Raw genomic sequence first — 19,406 nt, 5'->3', positions numbered from 1 at the left:
TGGCTAAACCGAACTCGGTTGATGCTAAAAGGTCTATGTTGATTAGGGCAGGCGGCGCAAACGTTAAGCCCGTGCCAACCCACGCAACTTGAAGGCTTTTCTTGACGCTTTCAAGGCCGACATGGCACTCGGTGGGCAGTTCGGCGGCATAATCCACCCGTCATTGACGCACCGCGAAGAATTCGCCTAATAATCCGGAGATAATGCCCGGCTTTCAGCCGTTCCCTCCATCAGGTCATATTACATGAACAAGGTTTACCCCGACGCCAAATCGGCACTCGACGGTGTTCTCAAGGACGGCATGATGATCATGTCCGGCGGTTTCGGTCTGTGCGGTATTGCCGAAACCCTGTCGGACGCAATCCGCGATTCCGGCGTCAAGAATCTGACCGTCGTTTCCAACAATGCCGGCGTCGACGGCATCGGGCTGAGCCGGCTCCTGGAGACCCGGCAGATCAAAAAGATGATTTCCTCCTATGTCGGCGAGAACAAGCTGTTCGCGCAGCAATACCTCGCCGGTGAACTGGAACTCGAGTTCAATCCGCAGGGCACGCTGGCCGAGCGCATCCGCGCCGGCGGCGCCGGCATCCCGGCCTTCTATACCAAAACCGGCGTCGGCACGTTGATCGCCGAGGGCAAGGAAGTGAAGGAGTTCGACGGCGAGAAATACATCATGGAGCGCGGCCTGTTCGCCGATCTCGCCATCGTTCACGCCTGGAAGGGCGACACCGCGGGCAACCTGATTTACCGCAAGACGGCACGAAATTTTAACCCGATGATGGCGACCGCCGCGAAGATCACCGTCGCCGAGGTCGAGCATCTGGTTCCAGCCGGCGAACTAGACCCGGACTGCATCCACACGCCGGGCATTTTCGTCAAACGCATCATCGAAGTCGGAACTGGAAAGAAGCGCATCGAGTTCCGCAATACCCGGCCGCGCCCGTCGAGCGCGTCCGCGGCCGCAACGGGAGTAGAAATCTGATGGCCTGGACCCGTGAACAGATGGCGGCGCGCGCCGCAAAGGAACTGCGCGACGGCTATTACGTCAATCTCGGCATCGGCATTCCGACGCTGGTTTCAAACTACATCCCTGAAGGCATCGACGTCAGCCTGCAGAGCGAGAACGGCATGCTCGGCATGGGCCCGTTCCCCTACGAGGACGAGGTGGACGCCGACCTGATCAACGCCGGCAAGCAGACGGTCAGCGAATTGCCGTCGACCAGCTATTTCTCCTCGGCGGATTCCTTCGGCATGGTGCGCGGCGGGCATATCGATCTCTCGATCCTCGGTGCGATGCAGGTGGCGCAGAACGGCGATCTCGCCAACTGGATGATCCCCGGCAAGATGGTGAAGGGCATGGGCGGCGCGATGGACCTTGTCGCCGGCGTCAAGCGCGTCGTCGTTGTCATGGAGCATTCCGCCAAGGACGGCCCAAAACTCCTGAAGAAGTGCACGCTGCCGCTGACCGGCGAACGCGTGGTCGACATGGTCGTGACCGATCTTGCGGTCTTCACCATCGACAAGCACGGCAAGGACGGCATGGCGCTGATCGAGCTCGCCGACGGCGTCACGCTGGACGAGGTGAAGGCGAAGACCGAAGCCGAGTTTCGCGTCGCGTTGAAGAACGCTTGAACCGCTAATGGGGCGATCGGCAGTCACTGTCCGCCCCGCGCGTCCCGAGGATGCAGGCTTCATTGCCCGCAACATCCTGTCATCGCAGCGCGGCCCGTTCCGGCGCGGCTGGTTCGACATCGCGCTTGGCTGGGACGAGCCGCAATGCCTTTCGTTCGTCGAATGTATCGCGATCGCGCCAGCGCAATCGTGGTGGCACATCACCCGATTCATCGTCGCTGAGGTCGAAGGTGAGCCGGCGGCATCGCTCTGCGCGCTGCCCGCTGAAGGCACCGAGGCCGCCGCGCGGGCGGCGATTCGGGAGGTGGCGACCGCGATAGGGCTGAGCGCCACCGATCTGAAGGCGATCTTCCGGCGTGGCGCCTATGGGGCGAATTGCTGGGTGCAGGGCGGCGAGGGCGAATGGCTGATCGAGCATGTCGCCACGCTGCCGGCCTATCGCGGCCGCGGGCTGGTGCAGGCGCTGATCGATCACGCGCTCGCGGCCGGAAGGGCCGCGGGATTCGAACGGGCGTCGATCTCGTTTCTGATCGGCAACGAGGCCGCCGAGCGATGTTATGCCAAGGCGGGCTTTGCATTCGCCGAAGAAAAACGCGACCCGGCGTTCGAGGCGATTACGGGTTCGCCGGGATTTCGGAGATTTGTGAGGGCGATGTAGGACGCTCCTGCTTTGCGATTTTGGGACATAGGCTGTGCTGTCAGACCTCATCCTGAGGAGCCGCCAACGGGTCGCGCGAATGCGCGCCCGATGACAGGCTCAGCGGCGTCTCGAAGGATGAATGGCACCAGCGCGGCCTCGTGGTTCGAGACGGCGCTAAAGCGCCTCCTCACCATGAGGATCTAATAGTTGCTACGACGTCCACTCACGCCGGGCCTGCCGGTACGTCCGAAAACCGCGTCAGCCACGCCACCGGGCCGATACTGGCGGCGACGATCAGGAGCGCGGCGAGTGCGCCTTCCTCGAAACTGCCGCGGCTGGCGTACTGGTAGATCGAGGTCGACAGCGTTTCGACGTTGAGCGGCCGCAAGAGCAGCGTCGCCGGCAATTCTTTCAGGCAATCCACGAACACCACGATAATCGCGCCAAGCATTGCGGGGCGCAAGAGCGGTAGATGAATTAGCCGCATCGTCGTGGTCTGGCCGGCGCCGGCGGCGCGCGCGCTGTCGTCGTAGTCGCGCGGGATTCGCTCGAAGCCCGCCTTGATGAATCCGGTCGGCACCGCCAGAAACCGGATCACATAGGCGATGACCACGGCGGCGCCGGAGCCAACGATGATCAATCCCGGCAGCGAACGGCCGAGCCATCCGGCGAGCGCGTTCAGTCCGTTGTCGATGGCGAGCAGGGGCGCGAGCAGGCCGAGCGCCAGCACCAGCCCGGGCAGCGTGTAGCCGGTTTGTGCGATGTTCATCGCGACAAAGCGCAGTGTGTTCGGCCGCCACCGCCAGGCCAGGATGGTCGCAAATCCGAGTAGTAGCGCGCTCAGCGTGGCGATGCTTGCAAACGCGACCGAATTGAAGGCGTCGCGCCACAACGTCATGTCAAAATTCGCAAACAGCCCGCGCTTGAAGCTCTGATGCGCAAGAAACAATAGCGGCACCAGAAATCCGAGGCAGACCGGCAGCAGGCAGGCGGCGAACGCGCAAATGCCCTTGATGCCGGTGAGCGGCGTCCGTTGCGTGAGCCGGGGGCTTTCGGCGGAAAATTCCGTCGTGACGTTGCGGCGTCCGTAGCGCTCGATCGCGATCAGCCCGGCTACGATCGCCAGCATGAAGCAGGAAAGCTGCGCGGCGCCGGCAAGGCTGCCGCGGTTGAGCCAGGTGGTGAACACCGACACCGTGAGCGTACGAACGCCCAGATATTCGCTGGCGCCGATGTCGTTCAGCGTTTCCAGCGATACGAGCGCGACGCCGACTGCCAACGCCGGTCGCGCCATCGGCAGCGAGATGCGCCAGAAGATGGTCCAGCGTCCGGCGCCAAGAGTCTTGGCGGCTTCCGCGAATTCCGCGCTCTGGAACTGGAACATCGTGCGCGCCGAAAGATAGACGTAAGGGTAGAGCACCAGCGCGATCACGATGATGGCACCGGGCAGCGAGCGCAGGTTGGGAAGCAGGCGCACCGCATCTCGCAGCGGCATCCAGTCCGCGAGGGTCCGGTGGACCAGGCCGAGCGGCTCGAACAGGTCGACGTAGACATAGGCCGCGAGATAGGTGGGGATCGCGAGCGGCAGCGGCAGCAGCCACAGCAGCATTTGCCGGCCGGGGAATTCATGCAGCGAGATCGTCCACGCCGTGCCGGTGCCGATCGCGAGTGACAGCGCGGCAACGCCGCCGAGCAGCAGCGTGGTGTCGAGCAGGCTTCGCGGCAGCACATATTCGATGAGCGGCTGCCAGACGTCAGGCGCAGGCTGCATCGCCAGCGCGATGATGGAGATGACGGGAGCGGCGACAAGAATGGCGGTCGCAACCGCAATGGACGCGGCGATGCGGCCCGAGCGGGTGGTCCGGGTCACGCTGGCACACGAAGCGGGCTAAGGCGTCTCAGCTTGCGCAGGTCTGCTCCCTCCCCCCTCGCGGCGGAGGGGGGTAAGCCACGAGCACTGCCGTTGCCGCCACCCCTCTCCCTAACCCTCCCCCGCAAGGGGGGAGGGGACGCAGTTGTGTGCGGGGAGCGATCACGGATTTAATGCTTCGCCCACACAGCCGCTCAATTATCGAACCCGACCTTGTCCACCAGCGTCGAGGCCGCCTTGCGGTTGGCGACGATCTTGGCGATCGGCATCGGATCAGCGGTGAGCTTGCCATAGCCCGCAATGGTTGGGTTGACGGCGACGCCGGCGCGGATCGGGTATTCGTAGTTGGAATCGGCGTAGATCTGCTGCGCCTTCTCACCGGCGAGCCACTCGATCAGCTTCACGCCATTGGCCTTGTTGGGCGCGTTCTTCGCGAGCAGGACGCCGGAGAGATTGACGTGGGTGCCGCCGCCTTCGAAGGTCGGCAGGATCACCTTGGTGGCTTCCGCCCACGGCTTCTTCTCGGGGTCGTTGTTCATCATCAGCGCCCAGTAATAGGTGTTGCCGATGCCGATATCGCACTTGCCCGCCGCCACGTCGCGCGCGGCTTCGCGGTCGCCGCCGGAGGGCTTTTGCGCCAGGTTGGCCTTCACGCCCTTCAGCCATTCCTCGGCCTTGGCCTCGCCGTACTTGGTCACATAGGCCGCGAACAGGCCGTTGTTGTAGATGTGCTGGCCGGAGCGGATGCAGATCTTGCCCTTCCACTTGGGATCGGCGAGCTCTTCATAGGTGATCTTGTCCTGCTTGACGCGGTCCTTCGAGGCGTAGATCACGCGGGCGCGCATGGAAATGCCGGCCCAGTGGCCGTCCGGATCGCGATACTGCGCCGGCACGATCTCGTCGATCACCACCGACTTGATCGGCTGGGTGACGCCGGCCTGCACGGCATCGTCGAGGCGGCCGAGATCGACCGTGAGCAGCACATCGGCGGGGCTGTTGGCGCCTTCCGCCTTCATGCGCTGCTCGAGACCAGAGCTCGCCGAGACGACGTTGACTTTGATGCCGGTGTCCTTGGTGAAGGCCTCGAACAGAGGTTGGATCAGCTTGGTTTCGCGGTAGGTGTAGACGTTGACCTCGCCGTCGGCGGACGCCGGCGAGGCTCCGAACGCGGTAAAACAAAGCAACGCTGCGGTTGCGGCGGTAGCGCGAATATTCATCATGAGAGCTGCCCGACAAAGCTGGTGAAGATGCCAGTCTCAGTAGCGCAGCGGCTGCGATGTCGTCAGCGACTGGATGTCGCGAATGGCTCGATTTAGAAGGATTCCACGCTATAGTTTAGAGCGATTCCAAACACGGCGCGCCATCGCGCCATGCGACATACGAAGCACGGCGGGGACGCGACCTATCGGCTGCCATTAGCGAGGTCGAAATTGACTGCCGCGGTATTGCCGCCGCTGATGACGACAGCAACCCGTTCGCCCGCGGCGGGCTTATAGGCGCCCGACAGGATCGCGGAAAATGCTGCCGCGCCGCCCGGCTCTGCCACGATGCGCAAGGCGCGCCAAAGCATCGCCTGTGCATCGGCAATCTCGGCATCGGAAACCAGCACGGTTTGTCGTGCGTATTTCTGTACGATCGGGAAGACCTGTTCGCCGACACGCCGTGGCGCAAGCGAATCCGCAGCCAGCCCGCCGGCTTCGGCATCGATCGGATGGCCGGCTTCAAGGGCCCTGGTCAACGTGGGCGATGCAAGCGGCTCGACGCCGACGACCTTGATGCGGCCGGCATACCAGGCCGCGATCCCGGCGATCAGCCCGCCGCCGCCCACAGCTACGAGCAGGGTATCAATGTCAGGTGCCTGCTCCGGGAGCTCAAGGCCGATCGTTCCCTGTCCCATGATGGTCTCTTTCTGATCGAAGGCCGGCACCGGCAGTGCACCGGTTTGCTGCGCCCATGTCTCGCTGGCGGCGAGCGCATCGGCATAGCGGTCGCCTTCGATCGCGAGGTCGGCGCCATAGTCGCGGATGCGTTGCAGCTTCGCCGGCGAAGCGACGCTCGGAACGAAAATCTTGGCTGGCTTCCCAAGTTTCATCGCGGCATAGGCGACTGCCGCGCCATGGTTGCCGCCCGACGCCGCGACGACACCGGCCCGCGGTACATTGCGGGTCAACAGATTGGCAAAGGCGCCGCGCGCCTTGAACGAGCCGGAGTGCTGAAGAAGCTCGAGCTTGAGCGTCAGCGTACGGCCGGGAAGCCCAAACTCGGCGCCATCGACCTCGACCACCGGCGTCCGCCGGATAAAGGGCCGAATGAGCCGCTCGCATTGTAAGATCGTCTCCGAGGTTACGGCATCCACCGGCGCGGCCATCACAAGGCACTCCCCACTCATTGACAGGAATTAGTCATTTAGCTAATTAGCAATATGCCTTCTTTGCAAGATGACGTCGAGTCTGCTTTTCGCGCGCTCGCCAACGATCGGAGGCTTTTGATCCTGGAGTGGCTGAAGCGCCCTCGGGCGCATTTTCGCGAGCAGATCGACGGCGATCTCGTCAAGGACGGCGTGTGCGGGGCCTTGATTGCCAAAAAGCTCGGCGTCAGCCAACCCACCGTGAGCGAGCACCTGAAAATACTGTCGCAAGCGGGACTGGTGAGCGCCAAGCGCGTCAAGCAGTGGACGTTCTACAAGCGCGACGAAGCACGCATCGCAAAGCTGAAAGCGGCCATGCTCGCGAGAATCTGAAGTTTCTGCCTTGCTCTGACGGTGCCGTCTGTGAACGCCGGCATTGCCGATATTTTGAGCAACCAGACGTGCCTTACCGTTCGACCTTGGCATCATCAGTGCCTAGTCTTGACCGACAAGGAGATCTAATGCGCGCGGTGCTGGACTATTGTACCGGAGGGACGGAGCAGAAGGTGCCGGCGGGCACGCTCGTGCTCCATGAGGGCAGCAAGACCGGACATCTGTTCGTACTGCTCGAAGGACGGCTGGAGGTCATCAAGGGCGATAGCGTCGTCGCCGTCCTGACCGAGCCCGGCGCGATGCTGGGCGAAATGTCGGTGCTACTCGAGCAGCCGCATACCGCGACCGTGCGCGCCGCCGCCGATTCCGTCGTCTACGAGTTCGACGACGCCGCGGCGTTCCTGCGCGATCAGCCGGCGATGGCGCTCTTGATCGCGCGCTTGCTGGCGCAACGCCTCAACGTCGCCAACACCTATCTGGCCGACCTGATGCATCAATATGCCGGTCAGGGTAACCATCTCTCGATGGTAGGCGAACTCTTGCAGAGCATGATCAACCTGCCGCCGACGCAGGTTTCTCCAGGCTCGGATCGGCAATCCGACCCAAGGATTTGAGCCACGCTGGAACGATCGTGACCGGCGCAGCCGGCCGTTGCAGGGGCGCCTTGAGATCGATGTAGTGCGCCTCGCCCGCCGGCAGCCAGTACGCTGTGCCCTCGTTGAGATCGAGCACGATATAAACCGGCGGCCGACCCGGCTGCAGCCCGGCATTGAATACCCAGGTTGGGCCCAGCCGGTCGAACCACGAACCATCCGAAATGAACGGCGACTGATGCACATGGCCCGAGATCACCATCGACGGCTGATACTGCGCGATCCACTGCACCAGTTCGACGTCGCCGAAGAACCGCTTGCCGCCCCAGCTCGTCGGCGAATTCGCCGGCGGCGCGTGATGCACCCAGATCCAGCGCGGCGCCCGTGCTGCCGCGGCGTCGCGAAGCTGGGTTTCGATGCGGCTCTTGACCAGCGGCCCGTCCCACCACGGACACACCGTGAAGCCGACGTCGCCGACGGTCAGGCTGTCGCCATCGCAGGCGATGCCGAGCTCGCGGACCTCGCCGATCCAGCGCGCGATCTTTTCGCCTTCCGCGCTGCGCTCGTCGAGATCGTGATTGCCCGAGCAGAGAATGACGCGCGTCGTTTGGGAGAGCAGCGACAGGTATTTTTTCACGACCAGAATCTGCGCTCGGAAATCGACGAACGAGGAGATATCGAGCGCGTCACCTGCGAAAATGACGACGTCGAATTCAGGAGCTGCCGCGAGCAGCCAGTCGAACTGCGGCAATGAATAATGCAAATCGGCAACGACAAGACAGCGCATAAAAATCAAAAAATGTCCGGGAAACAGGCGATCCGCAGGCGGACGTATTTCAGGCAGATCAGATTCGAGCAAGAATTGTGCCGGTCGTGGATTCAAACGGGATCCATCACGCCGCTGGAAGGACCAAGGCTTGCAACCCATAAAATCGAGCTTGATGGCTGCTCGATATCCGATATGCCCCGATAGCGAACCAAATTCCGCATCGCAGCGAACGATGCTAAATGCCAATAGGCGAACTCGGACGCCCGCCGGTTGTGGTTGGCTTGTCGAGGCAGGCTACTTCCGGTAATACCATTCTATAGTGATGGGGATGGGGTTCCCCCGATAACCGCCATGTCGGCTGATGACTCCTACCAATGCGCGAGAGCGCGGGTAGGAGCGTGTCCAAATGACCCCTCAAATCATTCTTGCTGTAGCCGCTGGCGGCGCGCTTGGATCTGTCGCGCGATATTTGGTCGGCGTCGGATCGGGAAAGCTGTTCGGGACGGAATTTCCGTGGGGCACGCTTATTATCAACGTGACTGGCTCATTTCTGATCGGTGCATTTGTCGGAATGTTCGCCGCCAAATGGGACTTGTCACAGACAATGAGGATATTCTTAACGGTGGGCATCTGTGGCGGCTTCACGACGTTTTCCACGTTTTCTCTAGACGGCTACTACTTGTTCGAACGCGGCCAGACGTTAGCATCGTTTGCTTACATGGTAGCTTCGGTAGCGCTGTCCGTGGGAGCACTTATCGCCGCGCTGCGGCTCGTGCGGGCGCTTCCCTGACCATGAAAAATCTCCTGCTCTCTTGGGTATTTTGGGCGCTGCTTTCCGCAGGATTCGCAGCCTTGACGGCCATCTTCGCAAAGGTCGGCGTCGAGAACGTCAACTCGGACTTTGCAACGTTTATTCGCACCGTGGTCATCCTGTTGGTGGCCGCACTGATCGTCTACGCCTCGGGAAACTGGCAACAGCCGTCCAGCGTATCCACGAAAACGTGGGTGTTCCTCATCCTCTCGGGTGCCGCGACCGGCGCTTCTTGGATTTGCTACTTTCGCGCCTTGAAGCTCGGGGATGCCGCGCGTGTTGCTCCGATCGATAAGCTCAGCGTGGTCTTCGTGTCCGCTTTCGCGGTGCTCTTCCTCGGTGAGCGGCTTGCGCTGCCAAATTGGCTCGGCGTGATTTTGATCGCGTGCGGTGCCGTTCTCGTTGCCTACCGAGCATAGCAACGTCTCAGACGGTCGCTAACTGACATCGCTGTTCCCCGACCAGCGGACATTTCTAGGGATGGCGTCGTGGGCCGCTTAGGGAAAAGGTGACCAGGCACCCGCGGCCGCTCGCACTCTCCTCCGTTCACTTCTACCCGCGTGGTCCCCAGAGTATGACGGCCGCGCCGATCAGGCATAGCGATGCGCCCGCGACGTCCCAGCGATCCGGACGCATGCTCTCGATTGCCCAGAGCCAGAAGAGCGACGCGACAATGTAGATGCCGCCATAGGTGGCGTAGGCGCGTCCGGCGGCGTCGGTCTCGACGAACGTCAATAGATAGGCGAACCCTACGAGCGAGAGCAGGCCTGGAAGCAGCCACCAGACCGGTTTGCCAAGACGCAACCAGCCCCAAAACGCAAAGCAACCGGCGATTTCGGCGATGGCGGCGCCAACATAAACAGCAGCAGTTTTCATGGTTCGAACGTGTCACAGCATCCGCTGCCGTTCAAGGAAGCGAATCAAATGGTCGCGCGGTCAGGCCCGTAACACGCCTATGAGAGGCGTCTCTATCAACGGCCACAGCACGGCAATCGCCAACAGCACGGTCGATGCCGACATCATAACGAGCGTAGACATGGCTGGCCTGCGTCCAGTGCGACGCGATTGCCAGGCGATCCAACCCCATGCGCCCACGACCGCGACGATGGCCAGCAGGGTCAGCCATAGATGTGCGCTGACGAGCCGCGCCAAAAGAGTTCCGGTACTGGCGAGAACGGTGGCCGGTAGTGCAAACGGCAACACGCAGCATACGCCGCACGCAACCGCACCAGTCGAAAGCGTCACGGCCATCACTCCGGCGGCCTTGGCGCCGGGCGGCTCCTTCGAAAGAGGAGTCCCCACCGGGGAGGGCGATGTGGCGCACGCACATGAAGACGTCGGCGCTTCCGCGACGAACTCTTCAAACAGGGCTGCTGCCGCCTCGCGCGCTGCTTCCGGCGCAGTGATGGTGAGGCGGATTTCGCCTCCTCTTTCGTCCAAGTCGAAGGCCAGGAACCCGCAACATGCCCGTTCCTTGCGAACCAACTCGAGCACGCGGTCGCGCGCCTCGCGCGCGTACCGTAGTTCCAGTACGAGATCGCGACGCGCGTGACTGCGGAGCGCGTCCCTATTCAGAGCGGCGATCCAGGAAAGCCGCTCCTGATGCGCTCCGGGGGTCAGGGTGCAGGCGATGGGGGCGGCCTCAACGATCAACATGGAAGTCTCTCGTACAAGATGTTTGGGATCGAACCTTGCGTTGACCGTACTTCCTCAAGTAACTTGAGGTTCAAGCGAAATATTTGCAGGGAACTCAAATAGATGAGCGGCATGAAGATCGGTGGCCTCTGGAGGCGAACAGGCACCAATGTGCCGACGATCCGCTACTATGAGGAGATTGGACTGCTCCGTTCGGCGGATCGTCAGGCTGGCGGCCAGCGCGTCTACGGAGATGCCGATGTGAAGAGGCTGACCTTCATCAGGCGCTGCCGCGAGTTCGGATTTTCAATCGATCAGGTGCGATCGCTTGTGGCGCTGGTGCAGGACCCTGCGCTCTCCTGCGTGCATGCCCGCGATCTTGCGCAGGAGCACCTTTTCACCGTGCGCGCGAAGCTCGCAGAGTTGAAGGCATTGGAGCGCAGCATCGCCGCTTTCGTCGCAAGCTGCGACGCATCATGTGCAGGCGGCCCAGGCCCTGATTGCGTAATCCTCGATGGTTTGTCGAAGTGGCCTAACGCGACGGCGGCTGCGTCCCGAGCCCAGGCGTCGAATTGCAGCGCGTGTTCTTAGGGACAGGCGCAGACTTGCTGGCCAAAGCAACAGCGCAGGATGTCTGGTATGGGTCGTTCGCTACAAGGGCAACCCAGCGGCAAGTTCAGCCATGTCTGCTGCGATGCCGAAAAGCGGAAGTCATTCAAACTCGCGTCAATCCGATTTTGGGAGCGCGCTGACGAGTCCACGCCCTAGTCCTCGCTCGCCCTGAATCGATCGAGTCCCTTCAGCACGAACGGCGCCACTAGCGCGATCAGCGCGATGCCGAGCAGCGTCGCTGACATCGGACTCTGCAGCAGCACGATGGGATCGCCGAGGCTGATCGCGAGCGCACGGCGCAACTGGCTTTCGGCGATCGGCCCCAGGATAAGACCGACGACGACAGGCGCGATCGGAAAATCGAAGCGGCGCATCAGAAAGCCCAGCACGCCGAAGGCTGCCAGCATCGACAGCTCGACCACCGACGGCTTTGCCGCGATGGTGCCCATGGTCGCGAATACGAGAATGCCGGCGTACAGCCATGGCTGCGGGATCGCGAGCAGTTTTACCCACAGCCCGACCAGCGGCAGGTTGAGCACCAGCAGCATCACGTTGGCGATGAACAGGCTCGCAATCAGGCCCCACACGAGATCAGGCCGCTCGGCGAACAGCAGCGGTCCCGGGTTCAGCCCATATTGCTGAAAGCCCGCCAGCATCATCGCAGCCGTGGCCGAAGTCGGAAGCCCGAGCGTCAAAAGTGGCACGAGCGTGCCGGCGGCGGAGGCGTTGTTGGCGGCTTCCGGTCCCGCGACGCCCTCGATCGCGCCCTTGCCGAATTCCTCCGGATGCTTCGACAGCCGCTTCTCGGTCGAGTAGGACAGGAATGTCGGAATTTCCGCGCCGCCTGCGGGAAGCGCGCCGATCGGAAAGCCGAACATCGTCCCGCGCAGCCACGGCTTCCACGATCGCATCCAGTCCTGCTTCGTCATCCACAGCGAGCCGCGCACCGGCTCGATCTTTTCCTCGGCGTGATGGCGGCGCGATGCCACGTAAAGCGCTTCGCCCAAGGCGAACAGGCCGACCGCAAGCGTCGTCACCTCGACGCCGTCGAGCAGTTCGGGGATGCCGAAAGCAAGCCGGGCCTGTCCGGTGAGCTTGTCGATGCCGATCAGCCCGAGCGTCAGCCCGATGAACAGGCTGGTCAGTCCGCGGATCGGCGAAGCGCCGAAGGTTGCCGACACCGTGATAAAGGCCACGCACATCAGCGCGAAATAATCCTCGGGCCCGAAGCGCACCGCGAAATCGACCAGCCACGGCGCGAGAAACGCCAGGCCGATCGTGGCGATGGTGCCCGCGACGAACGAGCCGATCGCCGATGTCGCCAGCGCCGGACCGCCGCGGCCGGCCTTGGCCATCTTGTTTCCCTCGAGCGCGGTCGCCATCGACGCGCTCTCGCCGGGCGTGTTGATCAGGATGGCGGTGGTCGATCCGCCATACATGCCGCCGTAATAGATTCCGGCGAACATGATCAGCGAGCCGCCGGGATCGAGCTTGTAGGTCACCGGCAACAGCAACGCGACGGTGAGCGCCGGACCGATGCCGGGCAGCACGCCCACGGCAGTACCGAGGAACACGCCGATCAGCGCATAGAGCAGGTTCATCGGCTGGACGGCGACAGCCATGCCATGCGCAAGCGCAGCGAAGGTTTCCATTACAGCAGTCTTTCCAGAGGCCCGGCGGGCAGGCTCAACGTCAGCAACCGATCGAAGGCGAGATAGATCAGGGTCGTCATCACGAGCGCGATGACGAGGTCGGCGAGAAGTGCACGCCGCCCGAACGCAGCCGAGGTGGTGACGAACAGCGCCGATGTCGCCAGGATAAAGCCGCCGCCAAGGCCGATGACGGCGATAAGCAGCGCAAGCCCGCTAAGGATCAGCAGCACAGGCTTGGGATCGGCGCTCTCGCGCGGCGGCAGGTTGCCGCGCAGCGCGTCGATCAGGTTGCCGATCGCGAGGATGCCGAGCCCGATCGCGACGACGATCGGCATCGCCTCGGGGCCCATGCCGTACATCGTGGTGGATGCCAGCTTGCTTGCGTCCCACACCAGCACCGCAGCAAGTACGGCGAGCGCCGCGGCAATGACGAGACCCGCGGGATCGATGCGTCGAGAGACTGGCCGCTGCGGAAGATCGCTGGGCGCGCTGTCCGTCATGATTTGACGAGGCCGACCGACTTCAGCACGTCGGTGACGCGCGTCGTCTCCTTCTTCAGGAAATCCGCGAACGCATCGCCGGAAAGATACGCGTCATCCCAGCCCTTCTGTTTGAGGATGTCCTTCCAGGCGTCGGACTTGACCATCTTCTCGACCGCCTCGCTCAACGTCTTGCGCTGTTCTCCCGTGATGCCGGGAGGCGCGACCACCGAACGCCAATTGGCGAGTACGAGGTCGATCCCCTGTTCCTTGAAGGTCGGAATATCGATGCCGGCGATACGCTTTTCCGACGTCACGCCGAGTGCGCGCAATTTGCCGGACTTGATCTGTCCTTCGTATTCGCTCAGTCCGGAAATGCCTGCGGTGACCTTGCCGCCGAGAATGGCCGACAGCGACTCGCCGCCGCCCGAGAACGGAATGTAGTTGATCTTCTTGGCGTCGGCGCCGATCGTTCCCGCAAACAACGCTGCCATCACGTGATCGACGCCGCCGGCCGAGCCGCCGGCAAAGGTCACCTTGGCGATGTCGGCCTTCACGGCCGCGGCCAGATCCTGCGCCGTCTTGATCGGCGAATTCGCCGGCACCACGATCACCTGGATTTCCTCGGTCAGACGCGCAATCGGCGTCACCTGTTCGAGCGTCACTGGCGATTTGTTCATGGCGAGCGCGCCGACCATGACGAAGCCGTTCACCATCATCTGGTTGCCGTCGCCCTTGGCGCCATTGACGAACTGCGCAATGCCGACGCTGCCGCCGGCGCCCGCCACATTGGTGACCTGGACGCTGCGGGCGATCTTGGCGGCGACCAAAGCCTGCTGCATCGCGCGGGCGGTCTGATCCCAGCCGCCGCCGGGGGCTGCGGGCGCCATGATCTTGAGCTCGAGTTGCTGCGAGAGGGCAGGGCCGCCTGCAGCAAGCGTCAACGCGACGACCGCGCCGAACAGGCGCGCATGAAACGGCATCATGGGATTTCCTCCAGGCTCGCGCGGAGCCGCTGTGTGTCAATTCGTCGCATATCAGCCGGAAAACCCGCCGCTGTCCAGAAGGACCTTTGCGTGGCGGACCAGATCTTTCAGATTTTCGCTATGGCTTTGCAGCGCGCGCGTTGGCCTCGGCATTCGTCTCGACCGCAAGTGAGACGCCGATTGCTCGGCACACGTCCGAAGAGGGCCTGTACTTTGTGCGCCCTGGCTTGGGCTACCGCGCCCGAATAAGATGCCATGACGAAAGTGACCAAGGCCGTTGGTGTGGGATAAGCAATCGATGCCCGAAAACGTTCACTCCAGTCGAGAAGCCGATCGAAGCAGCGACCGCAAGATGCGGCTGTTCTCCGGTCCACTGAGCATGTTCGGTGCCAAGGTTCAGATCGCCCTGCACGAGAAGAACATCGATTTCGAACTGATCATGGTCCCCTTCACCATGAAGGAGGGCTACGCGCCAAAGCATCCGGAAGTCCTGCGCATCAATCCGAAGCGCCAGGTCCCGGTGCTGATCGACGGTGATCTTGAGATTTTCGATTCCACTCAGATCTTCGAGTATCTTGAAGACATCAAGCCGGATCCTGCGCTGTGGCCTGCTGCTCCTGCAGCACGGGCCTGGTGTCGCCGGCTCGAGCATGAATCGGACGAAGTCTACTTCCCTCACATCATCAAATTGATGCAGCTCTGGAAGACGCCGCTCGATCCCGCCGCGGAGCTCGCGCGCGAGGGCGCTGCGGCCTATTATCGGACCATGGAGCGCGTGCTCGATGACCGCGAGTTTGTCGGCGGCGCCTATTCCTTTGCCGATATCGCGTTCTATATGGCCCAGCTCTTCGGCGCGCGCTGGGGCGCCGACATGACCGGCGAAACGCCGAGACTTCTGCAATGGCGCCAGCGCATGACGGCAAGACCGGCCGTCCTCAAGGTCATCGGACCGATGGCCGATTACTTGCGCAGCCAAGGCCTCAGCGTTCCAGCGTTTCTGCCGTCAAAAGCAACGTGATCGATACGTAGCGACGCGCGCCTGTTTGTCTCCGGTCAGGCCCGCGCCACCGCGTGCGGAAACACGATCTCGATCAGCGTGCCGGAGCGGCCGCCGGTCTTGATCTGGAATTTGGCGCGGTTGGCTTCGACGAGCGCCTTGGTGAGCGACAGGCTGACGGCCGCACTCTCGGACTGATCCGAAGGCGCCCGCGTGCGGAACGGCTCTAGCGCAGCGGCAACCTCGTTGTCGTTGAGGCCGTGGCCGGTGTCGCGGACCCGCAGCATCACCTCGCCGAAATCGGATAGCGCGGTCGAGACGATGACCTGGCCGCCGGCGTTGGCGAGATGGATCGAATTGCCGATCAGGTTCAGCGTGATCTGGCGCAACGCCCGCGCGTCCGCGATCACGGGCGGCAGCGTGTGCGCGAGCGAAGTGCGGATGATGATCCGCTCGCGATTGGCCTGCGGCTGCATGACAGCCACGCAGCTCTCGACCAGCTCGTTGAGATTCTGGTTGGTGAAGGCTAGATCGAGCTTGCCGGTTTCGATCCGCGAGAGATCGAGCAGGTCGTTGACGATGGCGATCACGTGTTCGCCGGCGGCGCGGATGTCCTTCATGTATTCGCGGTAGCGCTCGTTGCCGAGCGCGCCGAAACGCTCGCCGATCATCACTTCGGCAAAGCCGATAATCGCGTTCAGCGGCGTCCGCACCTCGTGGCTGATCCGGGCCAGCACGTCGGCCTTGGCGTTGGCGGCGCGCTCCGCCAGCCGCCGCGCCTCGCGCAATTCGCTCTCGGTCTTCTTCGCCTGCGAGAGATCGCGGAACACAGCGAAAAAATTCGGCCCGTCGGGCCGGGTGCGGCCGATGGTCATCGACAGCGGGATGATGCCGCCCTTGCTTTCGCGGCCGAGCACCTCGCGGCCGTGATCGAGCAGGCTTTCGACGCCGGAGGCCTTGATGCCGGCGAGATATTCGAACACGCCGTGCTGGCTTTCGGGCGCAAAGAGATCGGCGAGATTGCGTTGGATGAGTTCGTCGCCGTCATGGCCGAACAGCGCTTCGGCGCTGCGGTTGGCTGCATGGATGTTGCCTTCGGCGTCGAACATCAGGATGCCTTCGGCCGTGGTGTCGAGGATGGCAGCGAGTTCTTCGGCATTGGCATGGCCGACATCGGACGGTTCGGAGATGTCCAGCTCCGCTACCGGCTCGGCTTGCGCGATGGCGGCCGCGATCGCCGCGCCCTCATGGCGCGTGGTCGAGAAGATCAGCGCCAGCGCCGAATCGCCGTCCCATGAAATCGTGTAGAGGCGGGCCTCGGCGGCCGATGACGGCGCATCTGCATCCGCAGGCCCGCTCGCGGAAATCGTCACCGGCCTGCCGGTGTCCGATGTCGAGGACGCATTCGACGTGCCGGGCTCGACATAGAGCGCGTCGAGGCCGCCAGCATCTTCCAGCGCATGCAGGCTGGTATAGCCCATCTGCGTCAGGAAGGCGGGGTTGGCATAGAGCAGGCGGTCGAGGCGGTAGATCAGGATGCCGATGGGTAAGAGATCGAGCAGCGCCTTGTCGCGCGCGGTTTCGCCATGCGCGGGCGGTTCGGGCGGCGCTAGCCATTCGGGCGGCTCGCCGGCTGGTTCGCGCGCGAACAATGCGACGGTCGGTTCAAAGATCGTTTCACCGGTGACGTTCGGCACCGCCTCGCTGCCATTCTCGGTGTCGAGCCGCGCCGACAATTGCCGCGCGAGTTCGTCGAAGGCGCTGTTCTCGACCGGCGTCAGCGATAGCGGCCTCGCCTCGCCGGGGGCGCGGAATGGCACCACGTTGGGAGCGTCTGCGGGTAATTCCGTCATGTTGCTCTTCGAGGCTTCGTTGGCGCTTTCCCCGGCGCTTTCCTTGACGGTCTCCTTGGCGCTTTCCTTGGGAGGTTCCACGGGCGTTTCCAAATCGTTTTGATGTGAAGTCTCGGCAGCAATCGGTTCGGGCAATTCGTCGACCAAAGGCTGTGCAACGCCTGTCGGCTCGGGAAATTCCGGGGCGGGCGGTTCTTGCGGCATTGCCATCTCGCCGGACAATTCCGCCAGGCGCAGGGCGGCGAGCCGGGCCAGCGCGTCGAAATCGCGGCAGACGCCAAAGCCGCGATAGCCGATGAAATTCCGCTGCCCATCGAAAATCGGCGAGCCGGATAGTTCAACCGGCAGAGTGCTGCCGCCATCGACCGGCCAGTTCAGCACGATGCCGCTCCAGGTCGCGCATGTGGCGAACGCCTTCATCACCCGGCCCTCGGGATCGAGCGCAAATTTCTCCGCGATCTCGCGCCATGGCCGGCCGAAGCCGGCCGTGGTGCGCGGGCCGATCAGGCCGGTGAATTCGTCGGTGCCGAGCGTGAATCGGCCTTCCCGATCCATCTGCCAGGTGAAGCGCAGCGGCAGGCGGCGCGTCGGCTGGCCGGCAAATGCTTCGAGCGCAGGTATTGGCGTGCGTGGAGCGGGTTCAGTCGCAGCCGGCTCATCCGCGGCGGCAGGTTCGGCAAACGCATCTAACAATGCAAACTCGGCGGGCGCTTCGCCCGATTGCGCCGGCTGTTCGTAATCGGGAGCCGGCTGCGGCGCGACCGGTTGCTCGATGACGGGCGCGCTCGGCTGCGGGGCTGGCGTTGACGCTGTGGTGTCGGGCTGCATCCCGTTCTGGGGCGGCTCATACGCCCGCGCCGGCCGTGGCGCGATCAGCGCGATGTCGCCGGCGGCGATCAGGACACCATGACTGCCATAGGGAAAGTCGAACCGCGAACAGCCGCAGGTCGCAAGCATGCCGGGCGCCGCGCCAAATCCCTGTAGCCGCTCCAGGCGGATGGCGCCGTTGGCGAGCAGCCGTCCTGCGAGCCGCGCGATCTGGCGCCGGTGCCGGTCGGCCGGTCCGAAAGTCTTCGCAGTAAGGGCTGCGGCGCTGGCGGCGCCGAACACGCGGGCGCCGGCCGGATTGGCCCACAGGATCCGCCTGCCGTCGGCGGTCCACAGCCATGCGGGCAGGCGGCTCGCCGCATAGGCCGCCAATCGCGGATCGCTCTGCGCCCGCCACTGAAATTCCGCGTCCTTCATCGCAACTACATGACCGTCCGGCGTCGCGATCGGCAGCCAGAATGCCGACAGCGTTAATGGATCGTTACTATCGCAAGCCGGCGGCGGCAGGTCCACGGCCCGGCGGGCCGGCAGTGGTTTAAGCGGCGGATAACCTTAACCCCGCTGAACCCTAGGGCCGCCGGTCGCGTTGGGTGGTTGCAAATGCCGTCAGGGGTCCCCTGAGTAACCTCCCGGGCGCCGCATCGGTTCCGGGCGCGACCTGTACGACCCCTTGGCGGCATCCGGACGCAATCCCTGCCCGTGCAAAGGAGCGCACCATGAGCGACGACGTGCGAGACCGTTTCGAGATACCCAAGGAAATGCGATCGATGGCGGAAGCGAGCCTGGAGCAGGCCCGCAAGACGTTTGAGAAATTCGTCGCCGCCGCGCAGACCACCGCCGATACCATCGAGGAGCGCAATGCCACGGTGCGCGAGGGCGCGAAGGATGTCAGGCAGAAGGCTGTCGCCTATGCCGAGAAGAACGTGCAGGGCTCGCTCGATTACGCGCAGTCACTTCTCAAGGCCAAGGACCTGACCGAGGTAATGCGGCTGCACAGCGAATATGTGCAGGGCCAAATGCGCGCGCTGACGGAGCAGGCGAGCGAAATGAGCCAGATCGTCGGCAAGGCCGCCATCGATGCGGCGAAGCCGAAAGCCTGACCCGCCCGCAGCGGGGTAGTATTGCAAGCGCGAAGTGGACCGGCTGGAACGCGCATCCGGTGCGGGTTGCCCATGCGGCGTCGCACCAGAAATTGCAGTGCGTTGCACAAATTTGACACGATATGGGTGCTTATTGGGCGAGCCCGTGGATGGGCACTTCCGTGAGTGCGTGTGTACGTGATCCCTTTCGGTGTTCCGGTCATCCGCCC

Annotated in this window: 20 protein-coding genes and 1 riboswitch; of the genes, 10 read left to right on the top strand and 10 right to left on the bottom strand. The window is 63.3% G+C overall.

Annotated features, from left to right (window positions below; all coding sequences use genetic code 11):
* Positions 1 to 244 precede the first annotated feature (244 nt).
* Genes IVA95_RS20865 through IVA95_RS20855 form a run of 3 tightly spaced genes read left to right on the top strand, consistent with a single transcriptional unit; the run spans position 245 to position 2,290 of the window.
* Entirely contained in the window at positions 245 to 982 is a 738-nt protein-coding gene (locus tag IVA95_RS20865; RefSeq protein WP_213253304.1) for a CoA transferase subunit A, read from the top strand.
* Positions 982 to 1,632, top strand: a complete 651-nt coding sequence (locus IVA95_RS20860; protein ID WP_247512172.1) for a CoA transferase subunit B — start codon at positions 982 to 984, stop codon at positions 1,630 to 1,632. The genes IVA95_RS20865 and IVA95_RS20860 overlap by 1 nt, the downstream gene beginning before the upstream one ends.
* Positions 1,633 to 1,639: 7 nt before the next feature.
* A complete protein-coding gene (locus tag IVA95_RS20855; RefSeq protein ID WP_247512171.1) occupies positions 1,640 to 2,290 on the top strand; it encodes a GNAT family N-acetyltransferase in 651 nt (216 codons plus the stop codon).
* Between the two features lie 205 nt (positions 2,291 to 2,495).
* Here the strand turns inward: IVA95_RS20855 and IVA95_RS20850 are convergent, their stop codons facing one another.
* The 3 genes from IVA95_RS20850 to IVA95_RS20840 form a co-directional block, all read right to left on the bottom strand.
* On the bottom strand, positions 2,496 to 4,142 hold the full coding sequence (locus IVA95_RS20850; protein ID WP_247512170.1) for an iron ABC transporter permease: 1,647 nt from the start codon (positions 4,140 to 4,142) through the stop codon (positions 2,496 to 2,498).
* A 194-nt stretch (positions 4,143 to 4,336) separates the two neighbouring features.
* On the bottom strand, positions 4,337 to 5,362 hold the full coding sequence (locus tag IVA95_RS20845) for a Fe(3+) ABC transporter substrate-binding protein (RefSeq protein WP_247512169.1): 1,026 nt from the start codon (positions 5,360 to 5,362) through the stop codon (positions 4,337 to 4,339).
* Between the two features lie 182 nt (positions 5,363 to 5,544).
* Entirely contained in the window at positions 5,545 to 6,510 is a 966-nt protein-coding gene (locus IVA95_RS20840; protein ID WP_247512168.1) for a threonine/serine dehydratase, read from the bottom strand.
* Positions 6,511 to 6,564: 54 nt separating this feature from the next.
* Here IVA95_RS20840 and IVA95_RS20835 point away from each other — a divergent pair, with 54 nt between their 5' ends.
* Both IVA95_RS20835 and IVA95_RS20830 read left to right on the top strand, forming a co-directional pair.
* Positions 6,565 to 6,882, top strand: coding sequence for a metalloregulator ArsR/SmtB family transcription factor (locus IVA95_RS20835; protein ID WP_247512167.1), 318 nt, complete (start codon positions 6,565 to 6,567; stop codon positions 6,880 to 6,882).
* Between the two features lie 128 nt (positions 6,883 to 7,010).
* Positions 7,011 to 7,496, top strand: coding sequence for a cyclic nucleotide-binding domain-containing protein (locus tag IVA95_RS20830; protein ID WP_247512166.1), 486 nt, complete (start codon positions 7,011 to 7,013; stop codon positions 7,494 to 7,496).
* Here the strand turns inward: IVA95_RS20830 and IVA95_RS20825 are convergent.
* Positions 7,435 to 8,262, bottom strand: a complete 828-nt coding sequence (locus IVA95_RS20825) for a metallophosphoesterase (RefSeq protein ID WP_247512229.1) — start codon at positions 8,260 to 8,262, stop codon at positions 7,435 to 7,437. The two genes, IVA95_RS20830 and IVA95_RS20825, sit on opposite strands and share 62 nt — an antisense overlap.
* A 297-nt stretch (positions 8,263 to 8,559) precedes the next feature.
* Positions 8,560 to 8,622, top strand: a riboswitch (Fluoride riboswitch).
* A 28-nt stretch (positions 8,623 to 8,650) separates the two neighbouring features.
* Here IVA95_RS20825 and crcB point away from each other — a divergent pair.
* Complete coding sequence (crcB, locus tag IVA95_RS20820) at positions 8,651 to 9,034, top strand: fluoride efflux transporter CrcB (protein WP_247512165.1); 384 nt, start codon at positions 8,651 to 8,653, stop codon at positions 9,032 to 9,034.
* A 2-nt stretch (positions 9,035 to 9,036) separates the two neighbouring features.
* Positions 9,037 to 9,474: an EamA family transporter gene (locus IVA95_RS20815; RefSeq protein WP_247512164.1), complete on the top strand. Its 438-nt coding sequence runs from the start codon at positions 9,037 to 9,039 to the stop codon at positions 9,472 to 9,474.
* Positions 9,475 to 9,607: 133 nt separating this feature from the next.
* On the opposite strand, the gene IVA95_RS20810 is transcribed toward IVA95_RS20815, so the two are convergent.
* A complete protein-coding gene (locus tag IVA95_RS20810) occupies positions 9,608 to 9,931 on the bottom strand; it encodes a YnfA family protein (protein ID WP_247512163.1) in 324 nt (107 codons plus the stop codon).
* A gap of 60 nt (positions 9,932 to 9,991) precedes the next feature.
* Positions 9,992 to 10,711: a hypothetical protein gene (locus tag IVA95_RS20805; protein WP_247512162.1), complete on the bottom strand. Its 720-nt coding sequence runs from the start codon at positions 10,709 to 10,711 to the stop codon at positions 9,992 to 9,994.
* A 102-nt stretch (positions 10,712 to 10,813) separates the two neighbouring features.
* Here IVA95_RS20805 and IVA95_RS20800 point away from each other — a divergent pair, with 102 nt between their 5' ends.
* On the top strand, positions 10,814 to 11,281 hold the full coding sequence (locus IVA95_RS20800) for a helix-turn-helix domain-containing protein (protein WP_247512161.1): 468 nt from the start codon (positions 10,814 to 10,816) through the stop codon (positions 11,279 to 11,281).
* Positions 11,282 to 11,454: 173 nt separating this feature from the next.
* Here the strand turns inward: IVA95_RS20800 and IVA95_RS20795 are convergent, their stop codons facing one another.
* From IVA95_RS20795 to IVA95_RS20785, 3 genes are read right to left on the bottom strand one after another with little or no spacing between them, the layout of a single operon-like run.
* Positions 11,455 to 12,954 carry a tripartite tricarboxylate transporter permease gene (locus IVA95_RS20795; protein WP_247512160.1) on the bottom strand — a complete coding sequence of 500 codons (1,500 nt, stop codon included), beginning with the start codon at positions 12,952 to 12,954 and terminating at the stop codon, positions 11,455 to 11,457.
* Complete coding sequence (locus IVA95_RS20790; RefSeq protein WP_247512159.1) at positions 12,954 to 13,454, bottom strand: tripartite tricarboxylate transporter TctB family protein; 501 nt, start codon at positions 13,452 to 13,454, stop codon at positions 12,954 to 12,956. The genes IVA95_RS20795 and IVA95_RS20790 overlap by 1 nt, the downstream gene beginning before the upstream one ends.
* Entirely contained in the window at positions 13,451 to 14,419 is a 969-nt protein-coding gene (locus IVA95_RS20785; protein ID WP_247512158.1) for a tripartite tricarboxylate transporter substrate-binding protein, read from the bottom strand. The genes IVA95_RS20790 and IVA95_RS20785 overlap by 4 nt, the downstream gene beginning before the upstream one ends.
* A gap of 298 nt (positions 14,420 to 14,717) precedes the next feature.
* Here IVA95_RS20785 and IVA95_RS20780 point away from each other — a divergent pair, with 298 nt between their 5' ends.
* Positions 14,718 to 15,437 carry a glutathione S-transferase family protein gene (locus tag IVA95_RS20780; protein WP_247512157.1) on the top strand — a complete coding sequence of 240 codons (720 nt, stop codon included), beginning with the start codon at positions 14,718 to 14,720 and terminating at the stop codon, positions 15,435 to 15,437.
* 35 nt (positions 15,438 to 15,472) lie between these two features.
* Here the strand turns inward: IVA95_RS20780 and IVA95_RS20775 are convergent, their stop codons facing one another.
* On the bottom strand, positions 15,473 to 18,514 hold the full coding sequence (locus tag IVA95_RS20775) for a PAS domain S-box protein (RefSeq protein WP_247512228.1): 3,042 nt from the start codon (positions 18,512 to 18,514) through the stop codon (positions 15,473 to 15,475).
* Between the two features lie 299 nt (positions 18,515 to 18,813).
* Between IVA95_RS20775 and IVA95_RS20770 the strand changes: the two genes are divergently transcribed.
* On the top strand, positions 18,814 to 19,197 hold the full coding sequence (locus IVA95_RS20770; RefSeq protein WP_213254155.1) for a phasin family protein: 384 nt from the start codon (positions 18,814 to 18,816) through the stop codon (positions 19,195 to 19,197).
* Positions 19,198 to 19,406: the final 209 nt, after the last annotated feature.

It is taken from the genome of Bradyrhizobium sp. 157 (assembly GCF_023073815.1).
Classification (GTDB): Bacteria; Pseudomonadota; Alphaproteobacteria; order Rhizobiales; family Xanthobacteraceae; genus Bradyrhizobium.
The sequence above is the reverse complement of the archived record's forward strand: the minus strand, read 5'-3'. Positions and strand labels throughout refer to the sequence as shown.